This is a genomic window from Bordetella sp. FB-8 (assembly GCF_000382185.1).
Classification (GTDB): domain Bacteria; phylum Pseudomonadota; class Gammaproteobacteria; order Burkholderiales; family Burkholderiaceae_B; genus Bordetella.
Genome location: NZ_KB907784.1, coordinates 4,058,132 through 4,078,617 on the forward strand (window position 1 = coordinate 4,058,132; position 20,486 = coordinate 4,078,617).

At 66.3% G+C, this 20,486-nt stretch carries 12 protein-coding genes and 1 pseudogene; 6 read left to right on the plus strand and 7 right to left on the minus strand.

Annotated elements, in window-relative coordinates:
- Nucleotides 1-27: 27 nt before the first annotated feature.
- Nucleotides 28-1,764 carry an L-arabinonate dehydratase gene (gene araD / locus H143_RS0119500; protein ID WP_019939951.1) on the minus strand — a complete coding sequence of 579 codons (1,737 nt, stop codon included), beginning with the start codon at nucleotides 1,762-1,764 and terminating at the stop codon, nucleotides 28-30.
- A gap of 103 nt (nucleotides 1,765-1,867) precedes the next feature.
- On the opposite strand from araD, the gene H143_RS0119505 reads away from it, so the two are divergent.
- Complete coding sequence (locus tag H143_RS0119505) at nucleotides 1,868-2,587, plus strand: GntR family transcriptional regulator (RefSeq protein ID WP_019939952.1); 720 nt, start codon at nucleotides 1,868-1,870, stop codon at nucleotides 2,585-2,587.
- A 66-nt stretch (nucleotides 2,588-2,653) separates the two neighbouring features.
- On the opposite strand, the gene cls is transcribed toward H143_RS0119505, so the two are convergent.
- Together cls and H143_RS0119515 are read right to left on the minus strand one after the other, a co-directional pair.
- Nucleotides 2,654-4,063, minus strand: coding sequence for a cardiolipin synthase (gene cls / locus H143_RS0119510; RefSeq protein ID WP_196801337.1), 1,410 nt, complete (start codon nucleotides 4,061-4,063; stop codon nucleotides 2,654-2,656).
- 53 nt (nucleotides 4,064-4,116) lie between these two features.
- Entirely contained in the window at nucleotides 4,117-6,459 is a 2,343-nt protein-coding gene (locus tag H143_RS0119515) for a DUF3141 domain-containing protein (protein ID WP_019939954.1), read from the minus strand.
- A 110-nt stretch (nucleotides 6,460-6,569) separates the two neighbouring features.
- On the opposite strand from H143_RS0119515, the gene H143_RS0119520 reads away from it, so the two are divergent.
- Nucleotides 6,570-7,427 (plus strand): HDOD domain-containing protein, encoded by an 858-nt coding sequence (locus H143_RS0119520; protein WP_019939955.1) that lies wholly within the window; start codon nucleotides 6,570-6,572, stop codon nucleotides 7,425-7,427.
- 119 nt (nucleotides 7,428-7,546) lie between these two features.
- Here the strand turns inward: H143_RS0119520 and H143_RS0119525 are convergent, their stop codons facing one another.
- The gene (locus H143_RS0119525) at nucleotides 7,547-9,883 is read right to left on the minus strand and encodes an ATP-dependent DNA helicase (protein ID WP_019939956.1); all 2,337 of its coding nucleotides are present in this window, start codon (nucleotides 9,881-9,883) and stop codon (nucleotides 7,547-7,549) included.
- Nucleotides 9,880-11,598, minus strand: a complete 1,719-nt coding sequence (locus tag H143_RS0119530; RefSeq protein WP_019939957.1) for a VRR-NUC domain-containing protein — start codon at nucleotides 11,596-11,598, stop codon at nucleotides 9,880-9,882. The genes H143_RS0119525 and H143_RS0119530 overlap by 4 nt, the downstream gene beginning before the upstream one ends.
- A 138-nt stretch (nucleotides 11,599-11,736) precedes the next feature.
- Here H143_RS0119530 and imuA point away from each other — a divergent pair, with 138 nt between their 5' ends.
- From imuA to H143_RS0119550, 4 genes are all read left to right on the plus strand, one after another.
- Entirely contained in the window at nucleotides 11,737-12,513 is a 777-nt protein-coding gene (imuA, locus tag H143_RS0119535) for a translesion DNA synthesis-associated protein ImuA (protein WP_019939958.1), read from the plus strand.
- A complete protein-coding gene (locus H143_RS0119540; RefSeq protein WP_019939959.1) occupies nucleotides 12,455-13,762 on the plus strand; it encodes a DNA polymerase Y family protein in 1,308 nt (435 codons plus the stop codon). The genes imuA and H143_RS0119540 overlap by 59 nt, the downstream gene beginning before the upstream one ends.
- A complete protein-coding gene (locus H143_RS0119545; RefSeq protein ID WP_019939960.1) occupies nucleotides 13,759-16,893 on the plus strand; it encodes an error-prone DNA polymerase in 3,135 nt (1,044 codons plus the stop codon). The genes H143_RS0119540 and H143_RS0119545 overlap by 4 nt, the downstream gene beginning before the upstream one ends.
- 210 nt (nucleotides 16,894-17,103) lie before the next feature.
- Nucleotides 17,104-17,616, plus strand: coding sequence for a TIGR00645 family protein (locus H143_RS0119550; RefSeq protein WP_231378531.1), 513 nt, complete (start codon nucleotides 17,104-17,106; stop codon nucleotides 17,614-17,616).
- Nucleotides 17,617-17,719: 103 nt separating this feature from the next.
- On the opposite strand, the gene H143_RS0119555 is transcribed toward H143_RS0119550, so the two are convergent.
- Both H143_RS0119555 and H143_RS21295 read right to left on the minus strand, forming a co-directional pair.
- Entirely contained in the window at nucleotides 17,720-20,002 is a 2,283-nt protein-coding gene (locus tag H143_RS0119555) for a heavy metal translocating P-type ATPase (protein ID WP_019939962.1), read from the minus strand.
- Nucleotides 20,003-20,357: 355 nt separating this feature from the next.
- A pseudogene (locus H143_RS21295) lies at nucleotides 20,358-20,486 on the minus strand (chemotaxis protein CheW); the annotation flags it as partial.

The following is a 20,486-nucleotide window of genomic DNA, read 5'->3' on the forward strand; positions in this document are numbered from 1 at the left end:
ATGGCGCGGGCGTAAGAGGCTGCGCGTTCAGAAAATATCGGGTTCGGGCACCGGCGCGCCGAAGTCGGTTTCCAGGAAATCAAAGTCGCAGCCTTGGTCGGCTTGCTTGATGTGGCGCGAGAACATCCAGCCGTAGCCGCGCTCATAGCGCGGCGGCGGCGGCGTCCAGGCGGCGCGGCGCACGGCCAGCTCCGCATCGCTCACGTTGAGCTGGATGCTGCGGGCCGGCACGTCGACCGTGATGAGGTCGCCGGTACGCACCAGGGCCAGTGGCCCGCCCACATAGGACTCGGGCGCGGCGTGCAGGATGCAGGCGCCGTAACTGGTGCCGCTCATGCGCGCATCGGACAGGCGCAGCATGTCACGCACACCCTGCTTGACCAGTTTGACCGGGATGGGCAGCATGCCCCACTCCGGCATGCCCGGCCCGCCCAGGGGGCCGGCATTGCGCAGGATGAGGATGTGATCGGCCGTGACATCAAGGCTCTCGTCTTCGACGGCGGCCTTCATGCTGGGATAGTCGTCGAACACCAGCGCCGGCCCGGTGTGCTGCAAGTACTGCGGCGAGCAGGCGCTGGGCTTGATGACGCAGCCGTCGGGCGCGATATTGCCCTTGAGCACAGCCAGCGCGCCTTCGTTGTAGATGGCATTGTCCAGAGGACGGATGACATCGTCGTTATAGACTTGCGCACCCGCCAGGTTCTCGCCCAGCGTGCGGCCGGAAACCGTCATTACCGATAGGTCCAGATGATCCTGCGCCAGACGCGACATCAACCCGCGCATTCCTCCAGCGAGGTAGAAGTCCTCCATGAGGTACTTGTCGCCGCTGGGCCGGATGTTGGCGATCACGGGTACCTTGCGGCTGGCTGCGTCGAAGTCGTCCAGGGTCACCGCGCAGCCCGCGCGGCGCGACATGGCAATCAGGTGGATGATGGCGTTGGTCGAACAGCCCACGGCCATGGCCACGTTGATGGCGTTCTTGAACGAGGCGAGCGACAGCACCTTGGCCGGCGTCAGGTCTTCCCACACCATGTCGACGGCGCGACGGCCGCACTCGGCCGCCATGCGCGAGTGCGAGGCATCCACCGCCGGGATGCTCGAGGCGCCGGTCAGGCTCATGCCCAGGGCATCGGCGATCGCGGTCATGGTGCTGGCCGTGCCCATGGTCATGCAGGTGCCGTGGCTGCGGGCGATGCCGCCCTCGACTTCGACCCACTGCGCCTGGCTGATGTTGCCCGCGCGCCGCTCGTCCCATAGTTTCCAGGCGTCCGAACCTGAACCCAGCGGCAGGCCCTTCCAGTTGCCGCGCAGCATAGGGCCGGCGGGCAGATAAATGCAGGGCAGCCCCGCGCTGAACGCCCCCATCAGCAGGCCCGGCGTGGTCTTGTCGCACCCGCCCAGCAGCACCGCACCGTCGACCGGGTGGCTGCGCAGCAACTCTTCGGCTTCGATGGCCAGCAAATTGCGGTAGAGCATGGTGGTGGGTTTGACGAAGGCCTCGCCCACGGAGATCGCCGGCAGTTCCACCGGAAAGCCGCCGGCCTGCAATACCCCGCGTTTGACCTCTTCGGCGCGCTGGCGAAAGTGGCCGTGGCAGCTGTTCAGGTCGGACCAGGTGTTGATGACGGCAATGATGGGGCGGCCGACCCAGTCTTGCGGGCCATAGCCCAACTGCATCAGCCGCGAGCGGTGACCGAAAGAGCGCAGGTCGTCCTTGGCCATCCAGCGCGCGCTGCGCAGTTCTTCATAGGTACGGCGACCCATGCTGTCTACTCCTTGGATAATTTTTTATAATTAAAACACTAATATATTAGTGCATCAACTAAAAGCGAGACCGTAAAATAAAGAAAAAGCTCGCCTACTCTCCATGTCCCTGCCCGATACCCTCTGCAACGATCTGCGGTTGGACCGCTCGCGCCACGCCGCACCGCAAGTCTTCGCCAAGCTGCGCGCGGCCATCGTGTCGCTGGAACTCAAGCCCGGCGCCTCGCTGGCGCGCGGCGAACTGGCCCAGGCCTTCGGCCTGAGCCAGACCCCGATCCGCGACGCACTCATCCAGTTGCGCGACGAAGGCCTGGTCGATATCTATCCGCAGCACACCACGTCTGTCAGCCGCATCGACATCGCCGCCGCGCGGCAGGCGCACTTTCTGCGCCGTTCGCTGGAGCTGGAGATCGTCCATGTCTTGGCGAGCCGCCCCGATCCCAGCCTGATCCAGCGCCTGCAGGCCCACATCGACACCCAGCAGTCCTACCTGGGAGAGCCAGGCCGCTACCAGGATTTCATCGCCGCCGACTTCGCCTTTCACCGCGACATGCACGAGACTGCCGGCGTGTCAGCCCTGTGGGAACTGGAACAACGCCACAGCGGCCATCTGGACCGCCTGCGGCGCCTGCACCTGCCCGAAGAGGGCAAGGCCAAGCGCATCGTGCGCGACCACCAGCGCATCCTGGATGCCATCGCGGCCCGGGACGAAGCCCTCGCGCGGCAGGCGCTGCGCGAGCACCTTTCAGGCACGCTGAACCAGATCGACGAAATCTGCCGCCGCTATCCGGACTATGTGACCGAAACCAGGAACCTGCCGTGACCGTCGTCACGCGAGCTGTTCGATGCCGGCCAGACCTCCAGCGCCGAGGCGCGGCACCGATGCCGATCAGAATATGGGTGCGAAAATGGTCAGCAGGTTCTGCCAGAGAATGCGGCGCATGGGGCGGTTGCGCATATCGCCGCGGGAAACCTCCCGGGCATTGGTCAGATAGATGTGCTGCCGATCCCGTATCGCCGCCGCCGTGTCGGGGCAATACAGCAGGATGTTGTTCTCGAAATTGAGCTCCAGGCTTCTGCGGTCCATGTTCGCCGAGCCGACCAGGGCAGCCTCCCCATCGGCAACCAGCGTCTTGGCATGGAGCAGCCCGCCGAGAAACTCGAACACTCTCACTCCCGCTTCAACCAGTTCGGCATAGGTCGCCCGGCTCATCGCGCCCACCGCGGCGGAATCGTTGCGCGCGGGCAGGATCAGTGTGGTCTGCACGCCACGCCGCGCACAGGAGACCAGCGCCTCCATCAACGGCGGATCCGGCACGAAATAAGGCGTGGAAATGATCGCCTCGCGCTCGGCGCCATAGAGAACGCCGACAAACGCGTCCGACATCTCGCCCTTGACGGACATCGGGCCGGTGCCGAAGGCGATCGCCGGAAAGCCGCCGGCTACAGGTGGCGCAATGGGCAGCGCGGCGACGCCGGACAGGTCCTCGTCGGCCTCCACCATCCAGGCGTCGGCAAAGAGCAACTGGTTCTGGCGCACCACCGGGCCTTCGAAGCGCATCATGATGTCCACCCAAGGGGCGAACCTGGGCTTGATGCGGAACTCGGGATCGGCGCAGTTCTGGCTGCCGCAGTAGGTGATCCGGTCGTCGACGACCACGATCTTGCGATGGTTGCGCAGATCGATGCGGCTGCCCTGCAGGAATGCAAGCCCTCGGCGCATCTGGAGCGAAACGCAAAGCCTCACGCCGGCCTCGCGCATCGCGCGCCAGTATTTCGATGCAATGAGCGCGCGCGAGCCTATCGCGTCGGCCATGACTCGGCACACTACGCCTCGCGAGGCAGCCCGCTCGAGCGCCTGGACGATCTTCAGGCCGTTGTGATCGACCAGCCAGATATAGAAGGAGATATGAATGGTCTGGCGCGCATCGTCAAAATCGCGCACCATCGAGTCGATCGCGGCGTTGGAATCGGCGGCGATCGTCGCCTTGTTGCCGTCCACCACCGGCCAGCGGCCGATGCGCTCGCACACTTTGAATGCCGCGTGGAACCGCTCAGGCACGCTTTGCAGCGCGGCGGCGGCATCGATGCCGCCGCGCCACTCCAGCTTCCTGAATACTTTTTTTGCCCGGCGCTGAAACTGCCGCGCCACCCACGGCTCGCCGAAGAGGGCATAAGCCACCACGCCGATCACCGGCAGCAGCAGCAGGACCAGCAGCCACGCCGCCCGCGAATAGGTATTGCGACTCTCGACCAGCAGCGATCTGGCCATGACCGCCAGATGGACAACTGTCAGCAAAGCAACGAATATCAGATGCGTCAACACGGCTGGCGACCCGGACAAGCTGTGCGTCAGGCGGGCGCGCCAGCGCGGCGCTTCGGTCTTGCGGCCGGCGCCGCGGCCTTGGCCGCAATATTGCGGCCGGCCTTGCCGCCGGTTCTTGCGGCGCCCCCGCCTTCGCGCTGCGCGAGGGGTTTGCCGGGCTTTTCAAGCGTGTCGGTCAGACGGCGCGCCAGACCGATGACCCGCTGCGGGTCGACGCCGAGCGTATCGATCAGGAACTCGATGATTTCCGAGCGCGGATTGGCAAGCGTGGGTTCTATCATCATCACCGCAGCCGAAACCGCCAACGCGCGCTCGCGCGTCTCGGTATCGGGCAGCAGGTGATCGAGCGCGTTCAGGGCCTCCACGGGTGCCACCGCGGTAACCGTGGCTTGCTGCTTGAGCAGACGTATCCAGTTGGTCTGCGAGCCCAGTTCGCCGTGGATCTCGCCGGCCAAAGGCGCCAGCAGCTTGGCCAGCCGCAGGCTGCGGCGCTCGAAGGCACCGATCGACGCCATGCCCGCCAGCACGATGCGGCACACGGCCTCGGCAAAACCGCCCTCGCCGATCCGCGCCAGCACAGCCTCGCGGCTTTGCTTCAGTTGCCCTTGGGCGCGCGCCTGGGCCACGTCGGCATCGGGCACCGCGGGTTTGAGCCAGGCACCGGCGCCTTCCGGACCATAGCAATAGCGTGCGAAAGCGACCGACCATGCGTCGCGCTGATCGCGCCAGGTGTCGAGCATCGCGCCGATCTGGCCAGCCGTGTTGCGCTCGATCTGGCGCCACGGATTGTCTTGGTCCGCAGGCGTGCGATGCTCACGCGCCTGGGCGGCCTGCGCCCGTATCGAGGCGGCCAGCGGCAGCGCATCGCACAGCAGTTTGCGCTGCAGGCGCATCGGGTTCAGATCGCCGAGCGCGTCACCAAGCGGCCGCTGGGCCAGCAGACGTACCCAGGGACGGACCCAGGCCTTGTAGAAATCCGCGTTCTGCTCCGACACCTGGGCCAGCGTCGAGAACAGTGCCTCCTCCTCGCGCCCCTCGGGGTTCAACGCGCGGATATCGTCCATGGTCCGGTATTCGTAATGCACGGTATAGTCGCCCGGCTCCAGCTCCTCCCAGCGCTGGTCTTCGAGTCCCTGCTTGGCCTCGAGCTTCATTTCGTAGAGTCCCGGCGGCAGGCTTTCGATCACGTCCAGCGACGCCACGAGCTGGTCGTGTTCCTTCAAGGCGATCTCCCCGCCGACGAAGATGCCCAGATGGCCGACGCTTTCGTGCAACACGTAGACGATGGTGCGCCCGGCGGCGGCGATCGCGCGCTCGTCGCCCCAGGTGTCGATGATCCAGTTCAGCGCCTGTGGCGGCGGCGTAATGTTGTCGCCCCAGGACGCGAATACGACGATGGGCGCGGTGATCGCGCGCAGGTCGATGGTGCGCTCGCCGGCCTGCATGGTGCCGCGCGCCAGGCGATTGCCGACGAACAGGTTCTCGACGATGGTTTCGATTTCGCTGCCGGTCATGCGGCAAAAGCCGCCCCACCAGCGTTCGAATTCGAGAAAGCGCGGGCTTTCGGTGTCGATGTTGGACCAGAGCTTGTAGTACTTGTTCCACCATGCGTGGGCCGGATTCAGGCGTTCGAAGTTCTCGACCAGTTGCACGCCGTCGAAGCGGTCGCCGCCCAGGTCGGAGATCAGCGAGGCCAGCCACGAGCCGCCCAGCGGCGCGCCGGCGTAGCGCATGGGATTGAGCTTGGAGCTGCCGGCCCAGAACGACACCGGCGCGCCGACCATCATCAAGGGGCCGAACAGTTCGGGACGCAGGGCGTCGACGACCATCATTGCCCAGCCGGCCTGGCAGTTGCCTATCACCACCGGTCTGGCCTTGCACTGCGGATGCAGCCGGATGATCTCTTCGAGAAAGCGCGCCTCGGCGTGCATGACCGTGACAAGCGTCTGGCCGTCTTCGGGCTCCTGGCGGAAGGTCACGAAATAGACTGGATGGCCGGCCCGCATCGCCATGCCGACCTCGGAATCGAACTTGAATCCGCCGATGCCCGGTCCGTGTCCGGCGCGCGGATCGACCACCACTACGGGCCGCGCGGTCGCGTCGGTCGGCATGCCGGCCGGTGGCACCAGGCGCAGCAACGAATAATTGCAAGGCTCGGACAGGGTACGCCCGTCGAGCACGACTTCATGGCCGAACTTGAGCAGGGCTGGCATGCCCTGGCCCAGATGCTCGACATAATTGTTGCCGCGGTCAAGTAGCGTATCCCAGAACAGGCAGGTGCGTTGCAGCGCATCGGCCCAATAAGCCTGCAGTTCATCGCTCGATGCGGAATCGGGTCCGCGCTGCTTGGCTTTCCGGCTGGATGTCATGGCTGCGCCGCCCGAGAGATTTGTTGACGCAACGATAGCACCGAATGCATGATTTCCTGCGACAATAAGCCCGCATCTAGGGGGCATACACATCCTCCGGAGGACTCTGTATGGACCTGAAGACCCTAATCGACCAGCCCGGCAAGCTGCCCACCATTCCCAAGATAGTCCAGAAGCTGATCGCCAGCTTCAATTCCGAGGACATCTCCTCGAGCGAGATCGCGCATCAGATCGAGTCCGATCCAGCCTTGAGCGCCAAGCTGCTGCGCCTGGCGAACTCGGCCTATTTTCATGTTTCGCGAACCGTCGGCACCGTGGACGAAGCCCTGCGCATGCTGGGCTTCGTGATGGTGCGCAACCTCGTGATCAGCAGCGGGATGGTCGCCGCCTTCCGCAATACGCCCGGCATCAACCTGCCGCGTTTCTGGCGCTATACGCTGTACACGGCTTGCTCGGCGCGCTGGCTGGCCACACGCGCCGAGGCCAACGGCGACCTGGTGTTTACCTTGAGCATGATGCACGGGATCGGCCAGTTGCAGATGCATCTGTGCATGGCTCCCGACCTGCTGGCGCCGATCGAAGCGCAGGCCGGCGTGCTCGATCCGCGGCGCGCCGAGGTCGAAAGCGCCCAGCTGGGCTTTCATTACGGCCAGGTATCCTCGGAACTGGCGCGCCTCTGGAATTTTCCCGATGCGCTGATCGCCGCGCTGGCTCATGTGCCCGACCCCTTGGCTGCGGCCGAGTTCAGCGCGCCGACCGGGCTCGTGCATCTGGGATGCTGGCGTGCGCGCGCCGCCGTGCTGGACTGGAGCGCCGACCAGGCGCGAGCGGCCTACCCCGGCGCCGTCGCCGAGCGGCTCGCCCTGGCACCGGACTGGACCGACCTGCTGGCGCCCGACGGCGACCCGGCGTACTGGATGCCGCCGTTCGAGACACTGACGCAAGGCCTGGACAGGCTATTCGATTGAAAGCGGCGCAGGCTGGGCGCGCGGGTCCTGCTCGTGCAGCAGAATTGTGCTCGCGACGATACGCGTGACGTTCATGCGGCGCCGTTGCTTGCTGCAATTGATCGGCTCGGGGTCGTTTTCTAGCTTTTCTCAGCCAGAAGACCTCGTCCGCTGTCCACCCGCCACCAGCGCGGCAGCAGGGCCTGCACCTTGCCGCGCAGATAGCGCTCGTCGATGAGAAACACCACCCCCTGATCCGCTTCGGTGCGGATCACGCGGCCCGCGGCCTGCACCACCTTGCGCATGCCCGGGTAGAGATAGGTGTAGTCGTAGCCCTTGTCCGCGCCGAAATGCCCATCCATGGCGCGCTTGATCTGTTCGTTGACGGGATTGACCTGGGGCAGGCCCAGCGTGGCCACGAAGGCGCCGATCAGGCAGCGGCCCGGCAAATCCACGCCTTCCGAGAACGCGCCGCCAAGCACGGCCAAGCCTATGCCCTGGCCCTCCTCGGTAAAGCGCGCGAGAAAGCCGGCACGGCTGGCTTCGTCCATGGACGGCGTCTGGAGCCAAACGGGCAGTTGCGGATGCGCGCGCCGCATGCATGCGGCCACGCGCTGCAGGTAGTCGAAGCTGCTGAAAAAGCACAGGTAGTTGCCCGGCTGGCGCCCATACTGCCGCGCCACGATGTCCACGATGGGCTGCAGCGAACGCTCCCGGTCGTGCCAGCGCGTGGAGACATGGCCGGCAATCCGCACATCCAGTTGCTCGGCCTGGAAAGGCGCCGCCGCCTCGATCCAGCCCGTGTCCTGCGGCAAGCCCAGGACGTCGCGGTAGAAATGCGGCGGACTCAAGGTGCCCGAGAACAGCACCGTGGCATGGGCGCCCGCATGGCGCGCCGCCAGGTGCGGCGCGGGAATCACGTTGCGGATGCAGAGGACGGAGGCCGGCGTCCTGCGCACGCGCGCGCTCGGCTGCGCCAGACTGACGTCGAACAAGGCATGGCTGCCCAGTTGCTCGGCCAGCGCCATGAACTGCAGCGCCTGCCGGTAGAAGGCCAGCACCGGATCGCCCGGCAGCATGGGGCGGTCGGCCTGGGCATCGGCGATTTCGCCCACGGCGCGCTGCACGGCACCCAACAGCGCGGCAGGGATGGCCTCATGGGCCTGGTAGCTAGAGGTCTGCTGTGCGTTGAATGCGTTCCAGGCGCGATGCAGCTTGTCCAGCGCCTTGCGCACCGGACTCGCGTGGGCGGCGTTGGCCGCCTGGCGCGCATCGGCCAATGCGAACTGCGACAGCTCGGCCGTATACATGCGCCGCGCGCGCTCGAGCAGGTTGTGGGCCTCGTCCACCAGCACGCCCACCTTCCACTGATGGGCCTGGGTGAATGCATACAGCATGGCCGAACTGTCGTAGTAGTAGTGGTAATCGGCCACCACCACGTCGCTCCAACGCACCAGTTCCTGCGCCAGGTAATAAGGGCAGACCTGGTGCTGCAGCGCCACAGCGTGCAGCGCGGGCGCATCCCAGACCTGGGACAGCGCCAGCGTCGCAGTCCGCGCGGCCGGCAGACGGTCGTAGAACCCCCGGGCCAGCGGGCAGGATTCGCCGTGGCAGGCCTTGTCCGGGTGCTGGCAGACCTTGTCGCGGGCCTGCACGTCCAGCACGCGCAGCGTCCGGAAATGGGCCTGCGCCGCCAGTTGGCCATCCACGGCGGCCAGCGCCTGCAGCGCCAACCCATGGCCCGTGCCCTTGGCCGTGAGAAAGAACAGCTTGTCCAAGCCCCGGTCGGTGCTGGCCTTGAGCATGGGAAATACAGTGCCCAGCGTCTTGCCTATGCCCGTAGGCGCCTGCGCCATCAGGCAGCGCCCGCCCGTCTGGTCGCGCGCGCAGCGATACACGGCCACGGCCAGTTCGCGCTGCCCCGTGCGAAAGCGCGCCATGGGGAACTGCAGCGCGGCCAACGCCGCGTCGCGCGCCTGGCGGTGGGCGGCCTCGCTGCGCGCCCAGGCCAGAAAGCGCGAACACAGGTCTTCGAAAAAAGCCTTAAGCGTCACGGCCTCGTGCGCTTCGACCCGCACTGTCTCCTGCCCGGTGGCCACATTAAAGTACACCAGCGCCACGCGCAGCCGCGCCAGGCCGCGCGCCTGGCTCAGCAGATGGCCGTAGACGCGGGCCTGCGCCCAGTGCAATGCGCGATGATGGGCCCGCACGCCCTCAAGCGGGCCGCGGTAGGTCTTGATTTCCTCGATCTGTCCGGCCAGCGCATCGAAGCCGTCGGCGCGGCCACGCACGCGCAGGTCCTCGTACTGGCCGGACAGGCTGACCTCGACCTCGTAGCCCTCCCCCCGGCGCGACTGAACCAGGCTGTGGCCAGCCATGCCTTCCAGCGCGCTGGGTGCCGGCGTGAAGCGCAGATCCAGGTCGCCCGAACGTGCCGCGAACTCGCACAGCGCACGCACGGCCACGGTGTAGCTCACTGATGCAGTCTCCTGTCGCGGCGCGGCGCATCCTCGAACGCAGACGCACAAGTGATCTGCCCGGCCGGCTGCCTGCGCCACTGCACATGGCAGACGCGCACCGGAATGTCCTGCGCGGCGCAATACTGCAACCAGCGGATCTGGTTATCCTGCAGCTTGTCCCCCGGCGCCTTGACCTCCACCAGTTCGTAGCGGCGCTCGGCCGGCCAGAAGCGCACCAGGTCCGGGAACCCCGTGCGATTGGCCTGCACATTGCGCAGCAGCCGCGCGAAGAGCCGCTTCAGGTGCTCGGCGGGAATGCAGTCCAGCGCCAGCGCCAGTAGCGGCTCGGTCAGCACGCCCCAGAACACGAAGGGAGATTGCAGGCCCTGCTTGTCGGCAAAGCACTGGCGGATCGCCTCGCGCCAGCTGCCGTCGTCGAGCCGCGCCAGGCAGGCATCGAACAGCGGTGCGCGGCGCGCGGCGAAGTCCGGCGCGCCCAGATCGGCCGGTCCGCCCTGGAACGGGTGGAAGAAGGCGCCCGGCAGGGGCGCGAAGACAGCCTTCCAGCACAGCAGCCCGAACAGCGAGTTGATCAGTGCGTTCTCCACATAGAACACGGGCGCGGCTTCGCTGTGCCAGTGGTCGCGCAGCACGTACTCTACGGCCGAGGACTCGGCGGACGCATCCAGCTCCAGATCCATGCGCAGTTGCGCCACGGCGGGCGCCCGGCTCGCGCCGCGCGCGGCGGCGCCCAGCCCCAGGCCACGGCATAGGCGCGGCAGCATGCGCGCCACGCGCTGGGCTTCCTCGTCGCTTTCGGGATCGGCCTGGGCGGCTTGGGCCAGGGCCATGGCATCAGCCAGGCGCTGCATGTGTTCGTACACCCGGATGCGCCGGTGGCGCGCGCCAGGATAGGTGCTTTGCGCGTAGGCCTGTTCGGCGCGTGCCCAGTCTTGCGCGCGTTCGCAGGCCTGGCCTATGCGCAGCAGCACCTTGGCGCGGCGCTGCTCCAGCCAGGGATTGGCGCTTGTGCATCGGGCCGCGGACTGCAGCAGGACATCGATCTCTTGACCTTCATCGAGTGCGCGGCGGCAGGCGTGCAGGGCCAGGTAGCAGTCCACATCGGCGCGCGACCGGAAGGCGCGCGAGGTGGCCTCCAGGGGCACGGTTTCGTAGCGGAAAACGCCCAGATCGGCCAGCACGAACTCCGACCAGTCTTGGTGCAGGTTGCCGAAGAACATGAGCCGAAAGCGTTCGCACAGCTCGCCCACCATCACGCGCCAGGCGGCCCCGGGCGCCTGCGGATTCCAGGCGCCATAGGCCTGGGGCACCTGATGCAGAGGCTGCAGCGCCTGATGCATCAGGGCCTTGCGCTGGCCCGCATGGATCGGCGCGCCAGCAAACAGGCGCAGCAGTTCGGGCTTGGTGTGCAGCGCGAACAATTCTTGCAGATCCATGGGATGGCCGGCATCGAGCCAGCCCAGCGCGAGCAGCGGCGCAGCCGCGCCCGGGATATCCGCAATTTCCCCGTAAGCGAGCTTGCCCGCGAGGAACCAGGGTCCGCGCCGCATCAGCAAGCGCACCATCAGCGCCTGCGAGGGCCGAGGCAATTGCGCGAACTGCGCAAGGAATGCCTGTTCGGACCCATGCAGCAGATCGCCGTAGCGTTCGGCGATCCAGTCCAGCGCACGCTGGAAATTGTGCAGGTAGTAGTAACGGTGGGAAGGCAGCATCGTCCCTGGACAGCAAAGATCCATACACTGGTTTTTTATACAGCCATGATAGCGAATCAGGCCCAGGACGGCCACATCATCGCGCCGCGCGGGAATGGATGACGGTGGATATATACTGTATAAATAAACAGTATTGATATGAACACTGATCCCCTCCCCGCCAACCGCCTGCGCGCAGCGCCTGCCATCGCCCTGCCCGGCATCTGGCGCGGCAGCGAACTCGGCCGCCAGTCGGCGGCGGTGGTGCCCACCGGCTGGCCGCGCCTGGATCGCGAACTGCCTGGCGGCGGCTGGCCCAGCCAGTCACTCACCGAAGTGCTGGTATCCCAACCCGCGGCCATCGAATGGCGCCTGCTCAGTCCTGCGCTGCGCCAGGTCGTCGCGCGCGGCGGGCATATCGCCGCCGTCGCGCCACCGCACCCGCCCTATCTGCCCGGCCTGCGGCAGGCGGGCCTGGACGAACGCCGCTTCGTATGGATCGAGGCGCAGACGCCAGCCGAGCGCCTGTGGACGACCGAGCAGTTGATCAAGGCCCGCGCCTGCGGCGCCGTCATCGCCTGGCTGCCGCAGGCGCGGCCCGAGCAGATTCGGCGCCTGCAGGTCTGCGCGCAATCTTTCGAGGGCCTGGTGTTCCTGTGCCGCCCCGAAGCGGCCCGGCGTGATTCCTCCGCCGCGCCGCTGCGCGTGCATGCCGGCTTCGGCCTGGACTGGGAATTGCGGCTGCATATCCTCAAGCGCCGCGGCCCCATGATGGACGGGATGATCGCGCTCGCGTCGATGCCGGATGGCCTGGCCCGCGTCATCACGCCCCAGTTGCTGCGCCCCAGCCGGCTTTTTTCTCGCGAGGTGCCCGCCGATGCTGTGGGTGGCCCTGTCACTGCCCTGCGCGCCCGACGAGACGCCGCCATCCAGTGATGCGCTTCATGCACTGGCGACCTGGGCCCTGCAATTTACTCCCTGCGTCGCCATTGTCGATGAAGCCGTCGTCCTGGAAGTGGAGGCCAGCACGCGCCTGTTCGGCGGCCGCAGGGCGCTGCACGACCGCATCGCGGGCCAGATCCTCGATCTGGGGGTGGACGGCATCGCCTGGGCGCCCAACAGTCTGGCCGCGCTGGCCTGCGTGCGCACCAAAGTGCTCAATGGCGTACGGCAGCCGCTGCCGGAACTGCTGGACGCTTTGCCGATGCAGGTGCTGTCGGCCGTGGCGCCCCACCACCTCACCCTGGCCCAGCTGGGCTGCCGCACGCTGGGCGATGTGCGGCGCCTGCCGCGCGGCGGCATCAGCCGGCGCTTCGGCAAGGACCTGCTGGACGCGCTCGACCAGGCATACGGCCTGCGGCCCGAAGCGCATCGCTGGATCGCGCTGCCCGAAACCTTCCATGCACGGCTGGAGCTGATGGCACGCGTAGAGACTGCGCCCGCCATGCTGTCCGGCGCACGCCGCCTGCTGGTGCAGTTGTGCGGCTGGCTGGCCGCAAGGCATGCCGGCACCACCGCGTTCACGCTGCGCTGGACGCACGATACCGTGCGCCCGCGCGACACCTGCGATGGCGGCGAGCTGACAATCCGCACCGCGCAGCCGATGCGCGAGGCCGGGCATCTGTACCAACTGCTGGACGAGCATCTGGCCCACATCGCGCTGCAGGCGCCAGTAAGCGATCTGGCGCTGGAAGTGACGGACGTGTTGCCGCTGCAGGAGCGCAGTGCCTCGCTGCTGCCCGAGGCGAGAAGCGAAAGCGAGTCGCTGACCCGTGTGCTGGAGCGCATCGCCGCGCGCCTGGGGCCGCAGCGCGTGCGGCAGCCCGTGCTGCGCGAGGACCATCGCCTCGAATGGATGCAGCACTGGCAACCAGCGCCACAGCCCCCGTCCAGGCAGCCCCTTGCGCCGTACGAACTGCCGCAGCCGACCTTCGTCCTGCCCGAGCCGCAGCGGCTGGCGATGCGCGGGCACCGGCCGCTGTACCAGGGGCCGCTGATGCTGCTCACCGGCCCCCATCGCATCGAAGGAGGCTGGTGGCACCGCACCGAAGACGATGCATCCACGCACCATGTCGAGCGCGACTACTGGGTGGCGCTGAGCGAACGCGCGGGCGTGCTGTGGGTATTCCAGCAGCGCTTGGCCGGCGACGATGCCGCCTGGTATCTGCATGGATGGTTTGCATGAACGCGCCAACCCCCTCCCCCATCCCGGACTACGCCGAACTGCGGTGCCTGAGCAATTTCTCGTTCCTGCGCGGCGCGAGCCACCCGGAGGAACTCGTCGAACGCGCCTACAAGCTCGGCTACAGGGCGCTGGCCATCACCGACGAGTGCTCGATGGCCGGCGTCGTGCGGGCACACGTCGCGGCCAAGGAACACGGCCTGACGCTGCTGATCGGCAGCCAGTTCGAGGTCCAGGCCGAGGAGCCACTGGCGCCTTTCACGCTGGTCGCGATTGCCTGCAACGGCAATGGATACGGCAACCTCTGCCAATTCATCACCGGGCTGCGGCGCGCGTCCAGCACCAAGGGCAGCTACCGGCTGCACGCCGCCGACATCGATCCGCAAGCGCTGGCCGACTGCGTGCTGCTGGCCGCGCCGCAACGCGGCGCCACACCGGAGCAGTTGCTGGCCGTCGCGCGCTGGATGCTCAATCGTTTCATGGGACGCTGCTGGCTGGCGGTGGAACTGCTGCACCAGCTCGACGACAAGATGTGGCTGCATCGCCTGCGCCAGGTCAACGCGCTCACGGCCATTCCGCTGGCCGCCAGCGGCGATGTGCACATGCACGTGCGCTCACGCAAGCCCCTGCAGGACGTGCTCACGGCGACGCGCCTGGGCAAGCCTCTCGCACAGTGCGGGCACGGCCTGCAGCCGAACGCGGAGCGGCATCTGCGCTCGCGCCTGCGCCTGGCCCAGGTGTATCCGCCCGACCTGCTGGAGCAGACGCTGCAGGTGGCGGCGCGCTGCGCTTTCAACCTGGACGCGCTGCGCTACCAGTACCCCGAAGAAGTCGTGCCGGCCGGCGAGACTGCGGCGGGCTACCTGCGCCGCATCACCTACGAAGGCGCCGCAGGGCGCTGGCCCGACGGCATCCCGGCCAAGGTGCGGGACCAGATCGAGCACGAACTGGCGCTGATCGCGGAGTTGCACTACGAACCGTATTTCCTCACCGTCGCGGATATCGTGGCCTTTGCGCGTTCGCGCCACATTCTTTGCCAAGGGCGCGGCAGCGCGGCCAATTCGGTGGTCTGCTATTGCACCGGCGTCACCGAAGTGGATCCGGCGCGGATGTCGGTGCTGTTCGAGCGCTTCATCTCCCGGGAAAGAAACGAGCCGCCCGACATCGACGTGGACTTCGAGCACGAGCGGCGCGAGGAGGTCATCCAGTACCTGTACCGCAAGTACGGACGCGAACGCGCGGCGCTGACGGCCACAGTGGTCCGCTACCAGCCCAAGAGCGCGATCCGGGATGTGGGCAAGGCGCTGGGCTTGGACCTGGACACGCTCGATGCCCTGGCCAAGGGCCATCGCTGGTGGGATGGCGAGGCCGTCGATGCCGGACTGCTGGCCGCGGTGGGCCTGGCACCCGAGTCGCTGCAGGTGCGCCAGCTGATGGCGCTGACCGGCCAGTTGATGGGCTTTCCGCGCCACCTGAGCCAGCATGTAGGCGGTTTCGTGCTCACGCGCGGGCTGCTGTCGCGCATGGTGCCGATCGAAAACGCAGCCATGCAGGATCGCACCGTCATCGAATGGGACAAGGACGACCTGGACGCCATGGGCCTGCTCAAGGTGGACGTGCTGGCGCTGGGCATGCTGACCGCGCTGGGCAAGGCGCTGGCATTCATCGGCGAGCGCAAGGGCCGGGCATTCCGGATGCAGGACATTCCCCCGGAAGACGGCCAGACCTACGACATGGTTTGCAAGGCCGATACCATCGGCGTCTTCCAAATCGAGAGCCGCGCGCAGATGAGCATGCTGCCGCGGCTCAGGCCGCGATGCTTCTACGACCTGGTGATCGAGGTGGCGATCGTGCGGCCCGGGCCGATCCAGGGCGGCATGGTTCACCCATACTTGAGCCGGCGCCAGGGCAAGGAGTCCGTGAGCTACCCCGGCCCGGCGCTGCGCGAAGCGCTGGGCCGCACGCTGGGCGTGCCCATTTTCCAGGAGCAGGTCATGCAGGTGGCGGTGCTGGCGGCGGGATTCACGCCCGGCGAGGCCGACCAGTTGCGCCGCGCGATGGCGGCCTGGAAGCGCAAGGGCGGATTGGAAAAATACCGCGCCAAACTCGTGGAGGGCATGATCGAGCGCGGCTACGAGGCCGCGTTCGCGCAATCCATCTTCGAGCAGATCAAGGGCTTCAGCGACTACGGCTTTCCGGAAAGCCACGCAGCCTCGTTCGCGCTGCTCGTGTACGCCTCCTGCTGGATCAAGCGGCATCATCCGGCCGAATTCCTGGCCGCGATGCTCAACAGCCAGCCGCTGGGTTTCTACACGCCCAGCCAGCTGGTGCAGGATGCCCGGCGCCATGGCGTCCAGGTACTGTCCGTCGATGTACAGACCAGCCACTGGGATTGCACCCTCGAAGGGCTGCCCCGTTCTCCGGCGGTGCGGCTGGGCTTGCGGATGGTGTCGGGCCTGCAGCCTTCGGTGGCCGAGCGCATTGCGGCGGCGCGAGAACGGATGCCCTTGGTCGATATCGACGATCTGGCGCGGCGCGCGGCGCTGGACGAAACACACATGCGGCGACTGGCGGGCGCCGATGCACTGGCCGGCCTGGCCGGCCACCGGCGCCAGCAGGTCTGGGAAGCCTGCGCGCTGAAGAAAGCGCCCGAACTGCTGCGCAATGCGCCGATCGAGGAAGCGTTTCTCGAACTGCCCCCTGCCCCCGAAGGCGAAGAAATCGTCTTCGACTATGCAAGCATGGGACTCACGCTGCGCAGCCATCCTCTGGCATTGCTGCGTCCGCTGCTGCATAAAAGGCGCCTGCAGAACGCGCAGGAATTGCGCGGCCTGCCCGACGGGCGTTGGGTCCGATGCTGCGGCATCGTCACGGGACGCCAGCGGCCGGGCACCGCCAAAGGGGTGATCTTCGTGTCGCTGGAAGACGAGACGGGCTCGATTCAGGTGGTGGTGTGGAACAAGGTGGGCGAACGCCAGCGCGATGCGCTGCTGCGCTCAAAACTGCTGGCGGTATATGGCCGTTGGCAACGCGCAGGCGATGTCTGCAATGTGGTGGCCGGCCGGCTGCAAGACCTCACGCCGCTGCTGGGGCGACTGACGCAGGTAACGGGCGCGAGCCGGGATTTTCGCTGAGCATCCGATGCCCTGTGCCGCGCCGCCGGGGGCCGATCGGCCCCCGGCGGATGCGACCAACCGGCCCAGTCGTCCCCTTACAATACGCATCTCATTTACTGGGCGTACTCGCGACACCTTCGCGCCCCCTCAGGCGCAAAGCCATGCCATGTCGTTCGATCTGGCCAAAATTGCGGAACGGAGCATCGTCAAATGCATCAAAGAAACGCCGTGGAAAAAATATTGGAGCAATTGCTCTTCAAATCGCGCTGGCTGCTGGCGCCGTTCTATGTCGGCCTCGCACTGTCATTGCTGATGCTGCTCGTCGCGTTCGTCGGCGACATCATTCACATCGTGCCGAGCCTTTGGTCTGCCAGGCCGGAGGAAATCATCCTGGCGGTACTGACACTCATCGATCTTTCGCTTGCCGGCAACCTCGTTGTGATCGTCATGTTTGCAGGGTACGAAAATTTCGTCTCGAAAATCGATACGGGCGAAAACGAGGACCGGCCAAGCTGGATGGGTTCGGTCGATTTCTCCGGACTGAAGATGAAATTGATCGGCTCGATCGTCGCAATCTCCGCGATCTCGCTGCTGCGCGCGTTCATGCGACTTACGGAGCCCGGCGTTGCCATGGACGAAGCGCGCATCCGCTGGCTTGTCATCCTGCACCTGACGTTTGTGGTATCGGGGCTTTTGTTCGCGCTGATGGACCGGTTCGCGGGACAAACGGAAAAACACTGAGCACCTCGTCCTCTTTCACAAAGCGGCCGCCATCCGGGATGCGTGCCAGGCGGTTGGCGCCTGCGTCTGGATAAAAAACAGAGATCGTGGACAACAGTCTTATTTAGCTCAGGGTGAGATACAACTCCTCCTCCTGTGCAAAATGCAATCTGAGGATCGCATCCAGGCCATAAAGGATGCGCTGCACTTCGCGCATTGCCGCCTCATCCACCGACGCAGGCACCAATGCTTGCACGAGGCCATGCAGCCGGCGCGCCAAGGTAAATATCTCGCGATGCGTCCGGCTGAGCGAAGCCATGGGGTCGTCTCCTCCGAGCAAACCGGCCACCATCGGATAGACGCGGGCATCGTCGGCCGCCTCGTGAGGAACAAGTTTCTCCGCGAGCAACTGGTCAAATTGACGCAAGGCCGGCACGGCCTGCTCAGGCGGCATGGCCAGGACCTGATCGGCAAGGGAAGACAGTCGGTCAAGCAGCGGCAGCAGTTCCTCATGCTCGGCGCGAAGGCGCAAGGCCTGCTCGGCAGGCAAGCGCCGTCGACTGACGCGCAGGGGCGCCACGCGCAAGGCGCGCAACGAATTGGCGATCGCGATCACATCGATGACTTCCTGCAAGGCCGCACCGTACACGGGCGCCAGGTATCCGGCCGCGGCCAGGGCCATGGCGACCAGGGACATCCCCATGCCCAGGGCAACACTTTGCATTGCAATGCGGCGCGATGCCTTGGCCAGATGCACCGCCTCGGCCAGGCGATCGAGCCGGTCCACCAGCAGCACGACGTCGGCCGCCTCGGACGATGCCGCCGCGCCGCGCGCGCCCATCGCGACGCCAACGCCGGCTGCCGCAAGCGCGGGGGCATCGTTCACCCCGTCGCCAACCATGATCGAGGTCACGCCGTCCGGCACTTCGCCAAGTGCGGCGAGCTTGCCCGCCGGATCCAGTCCGGCGCGTATTTCATCGACACCGACCGCGGCGCCGATCGCGGCCGCCACATCGCTTCTGTCGCCCGTCAACATCGTCATGTGCACAATGCCGACCTGCCGCAGCATGCGCAGCGCGCGAGACGTCTCCACGCGAATCTGGTCGGCCAGATGCAGGGCTCCGATCACCTTGCCGTCCTTTGCGACATACACAGCCGATCCGCCTTCCCCCCCAACTGTCGCCAGAAATGTCGCGCTCCAGCCCGGCCTAGGCAAGGACCGGCATACAAAGTCAGGCGTGCCGACTCTCACCGACACGCCATCCACCGTACCGGAAAGGCCTGCACCGGGTTCCTCGATTACCTCGGTCGGCAAGGACAGCCGCAGGCTGCGCTCGCGCGCGGCCGAAACGATTGCCGAAGCCGTAATGTGGGCAGAAACCTGGTCCAGGGATGCAGCCGTTCGCAGCACCTCCAACTTATCGACCGGCGCATCGGCCTGGATTTGAACAAGCCGCGCCTGGCCGCCCGTCAATGTTCCGGTCTTGTCGAAAAACAATACTTTAGCTCGCGCAAGCCCCTCCAGGGCCGCGCCGCCCTTGATCAAGATGCCGCGCCTGGCGCAGTTGGACATGCCGGAGACCAGCGCCACCGGCACGGCAAGAATCAAGGGACAAGGCGTCGCAACGACGAGCACCGCCAACGCCCGTACCGGACTACCGCTCGCCAGCCAGGCAATTGCTGCCAGACCAAGCGATATCGGCACGAACCACAGCGCATACCGATCCGCAAGCCGCGACGCGGGCGCCCGGGAGGTTCGTGCCGATTCCACCAGCCTGGCAATGCCCGCGAAGGTACTGCGCTGCGCGGTTTCCACCGCCCGCATTTCGAACGGCGCGCCGGCGTTGACGCCGCCGCTGCGCAGCATGTCGCCCTGGCGCCGTTCCACCGGAACCGACTCGCCGGTGAGCACGGATTCATCCAGCGTTGCCGACGAGGACTGGACAAGCCCATCGACAGGCACGGTGTCACCGGCTCTAACGAGCAGCCGATCGCCGATTCGGACGGCGTCCAGGTCGATGCAAATCAGCGCATCGCCTTCCATCCGGTAGGCGTTATGGGGCGCCCGTGCCAATAGCGCGAACATTTCACGGCCGGCCCGCGCCTGCGCGAAACTCTCGAGCGCCTGACCGCTGGCGAACATCACGGCGATGGCAATCGCCGAAAGATACTCGCCCAGCAGGAACGCGCCAACAATGGCGACCGCCGCCAACACGTCGATGCCGGCCTTGCGGCGAACCAGCGAATAGGCAACGTCGTAGAGCACGAATCCCAAAGCCGGCAGGGCGCCCAATGTCCAGAGCAGGTGGGCGAAATGCGGCCTTCCCGTCCACACCAATATGGCGCCCATGAGCAGCGAACCGGCTGCAATGGCGAGTACGCAAGCGTTTACTGTGAGGGAGCGCATCTGTTTTGTTTTATTTTCAGGCCATGGGAAAAGCGTACTCCCAAACCGCCTGATTGCGCGCGCCCTGACCGGCATCACTGTTTTTCAAGCAGCGCATGAGCGCGATTGCCTCGGCGGCAATGCATGCCGTCCGCCCCGCGGGCAAGTCGAGACCTCAGGCAAATTGATTTAAATCAAGAAGATGCCCGGCAAATGCCGTCTGCTTCAGCCATAGGCTATCCCCGCACGGCATATGCGGCGAGCGCGGACGACTCTCAACAGTGCAGGGCCCGGCGCGATCGCAATTTTCGCGAGCGGCAATCTGCACGAGTGCCGGCTGCGCGATCGGCCGCACGCAGACGTCCGAACCGCTGAATTAGGCAGCCATTTTTTCGACCAACGACAAATCCTCGCTGGTCATCAGTTTCTCGATGTCGACCAGGATCAGCATGCGGTCGTCGATCGTGCCCAGGCCAGTCAGGTATTCGGTCGACAAGGTCTGGCC

Coding starts and splice junctions, on each gene's coding strand:
- araD (WP_019939951.1), bottom strand. CDS start 1,764: ATGGGTCGCCGTACCTATGAAGAACTGCGCAGCGCGCGCTGGATGGCC.
- H143_RS0119505 (WP_019939952.1), top strand. CDS start 1,868: ATGTCCCTGCCCGATACCCTCTGCAACGATCTGCGGTTGGACCGCTCG.
- H143_RS0119515 (WP_019939954.1), bottom strand. CDS start 6,459: ATGACATCCAGCCGGAAAGCCAAGCAGCGCGGACCCGATTCCGCATCG.
- H143_RS0119520 (WP_019939955.1), top strand. CDS start 6,570: ATGGACCTGAAGACCCTAATCGACCAGCCCGGCAAGCTGCCCACCATT.
- H143_RS0119530 (WP_019939957.1), bottom strand. CDS start 11,598: ATGCTGCCTTCCCACCGTTACTACTACCTGCACAATTTCCAGCGTGCG.
- imuA (WP_019939958.1), top strand. CDS start 11,737: ATGAACACTGATCCCCTCCCCGCCAACCGCCTGCGCGCAGCGCCTGCC.
- H143_RS0119540 (WP_019939959.1), top strand. CDS start 12,455: ATGCTGTGGGTGGCCCTGTCACTGCCCTGCGCGCCCGACGAGACGCCG.
- H143_RS0119545 (WP_019939960.1), top strand. CDS start 13,759: ATGAACGCGCCAACCCCCTCCCCCATCCCGGACTACGCCGAACTGCGG.
- H143_RS0119555 (WP_019939962.1), bottom strand. CDS start 20,002: ATGCGCTCCCTCACAGTAAACGCTTGCGTACTCGCCATTGCAGCCGGT.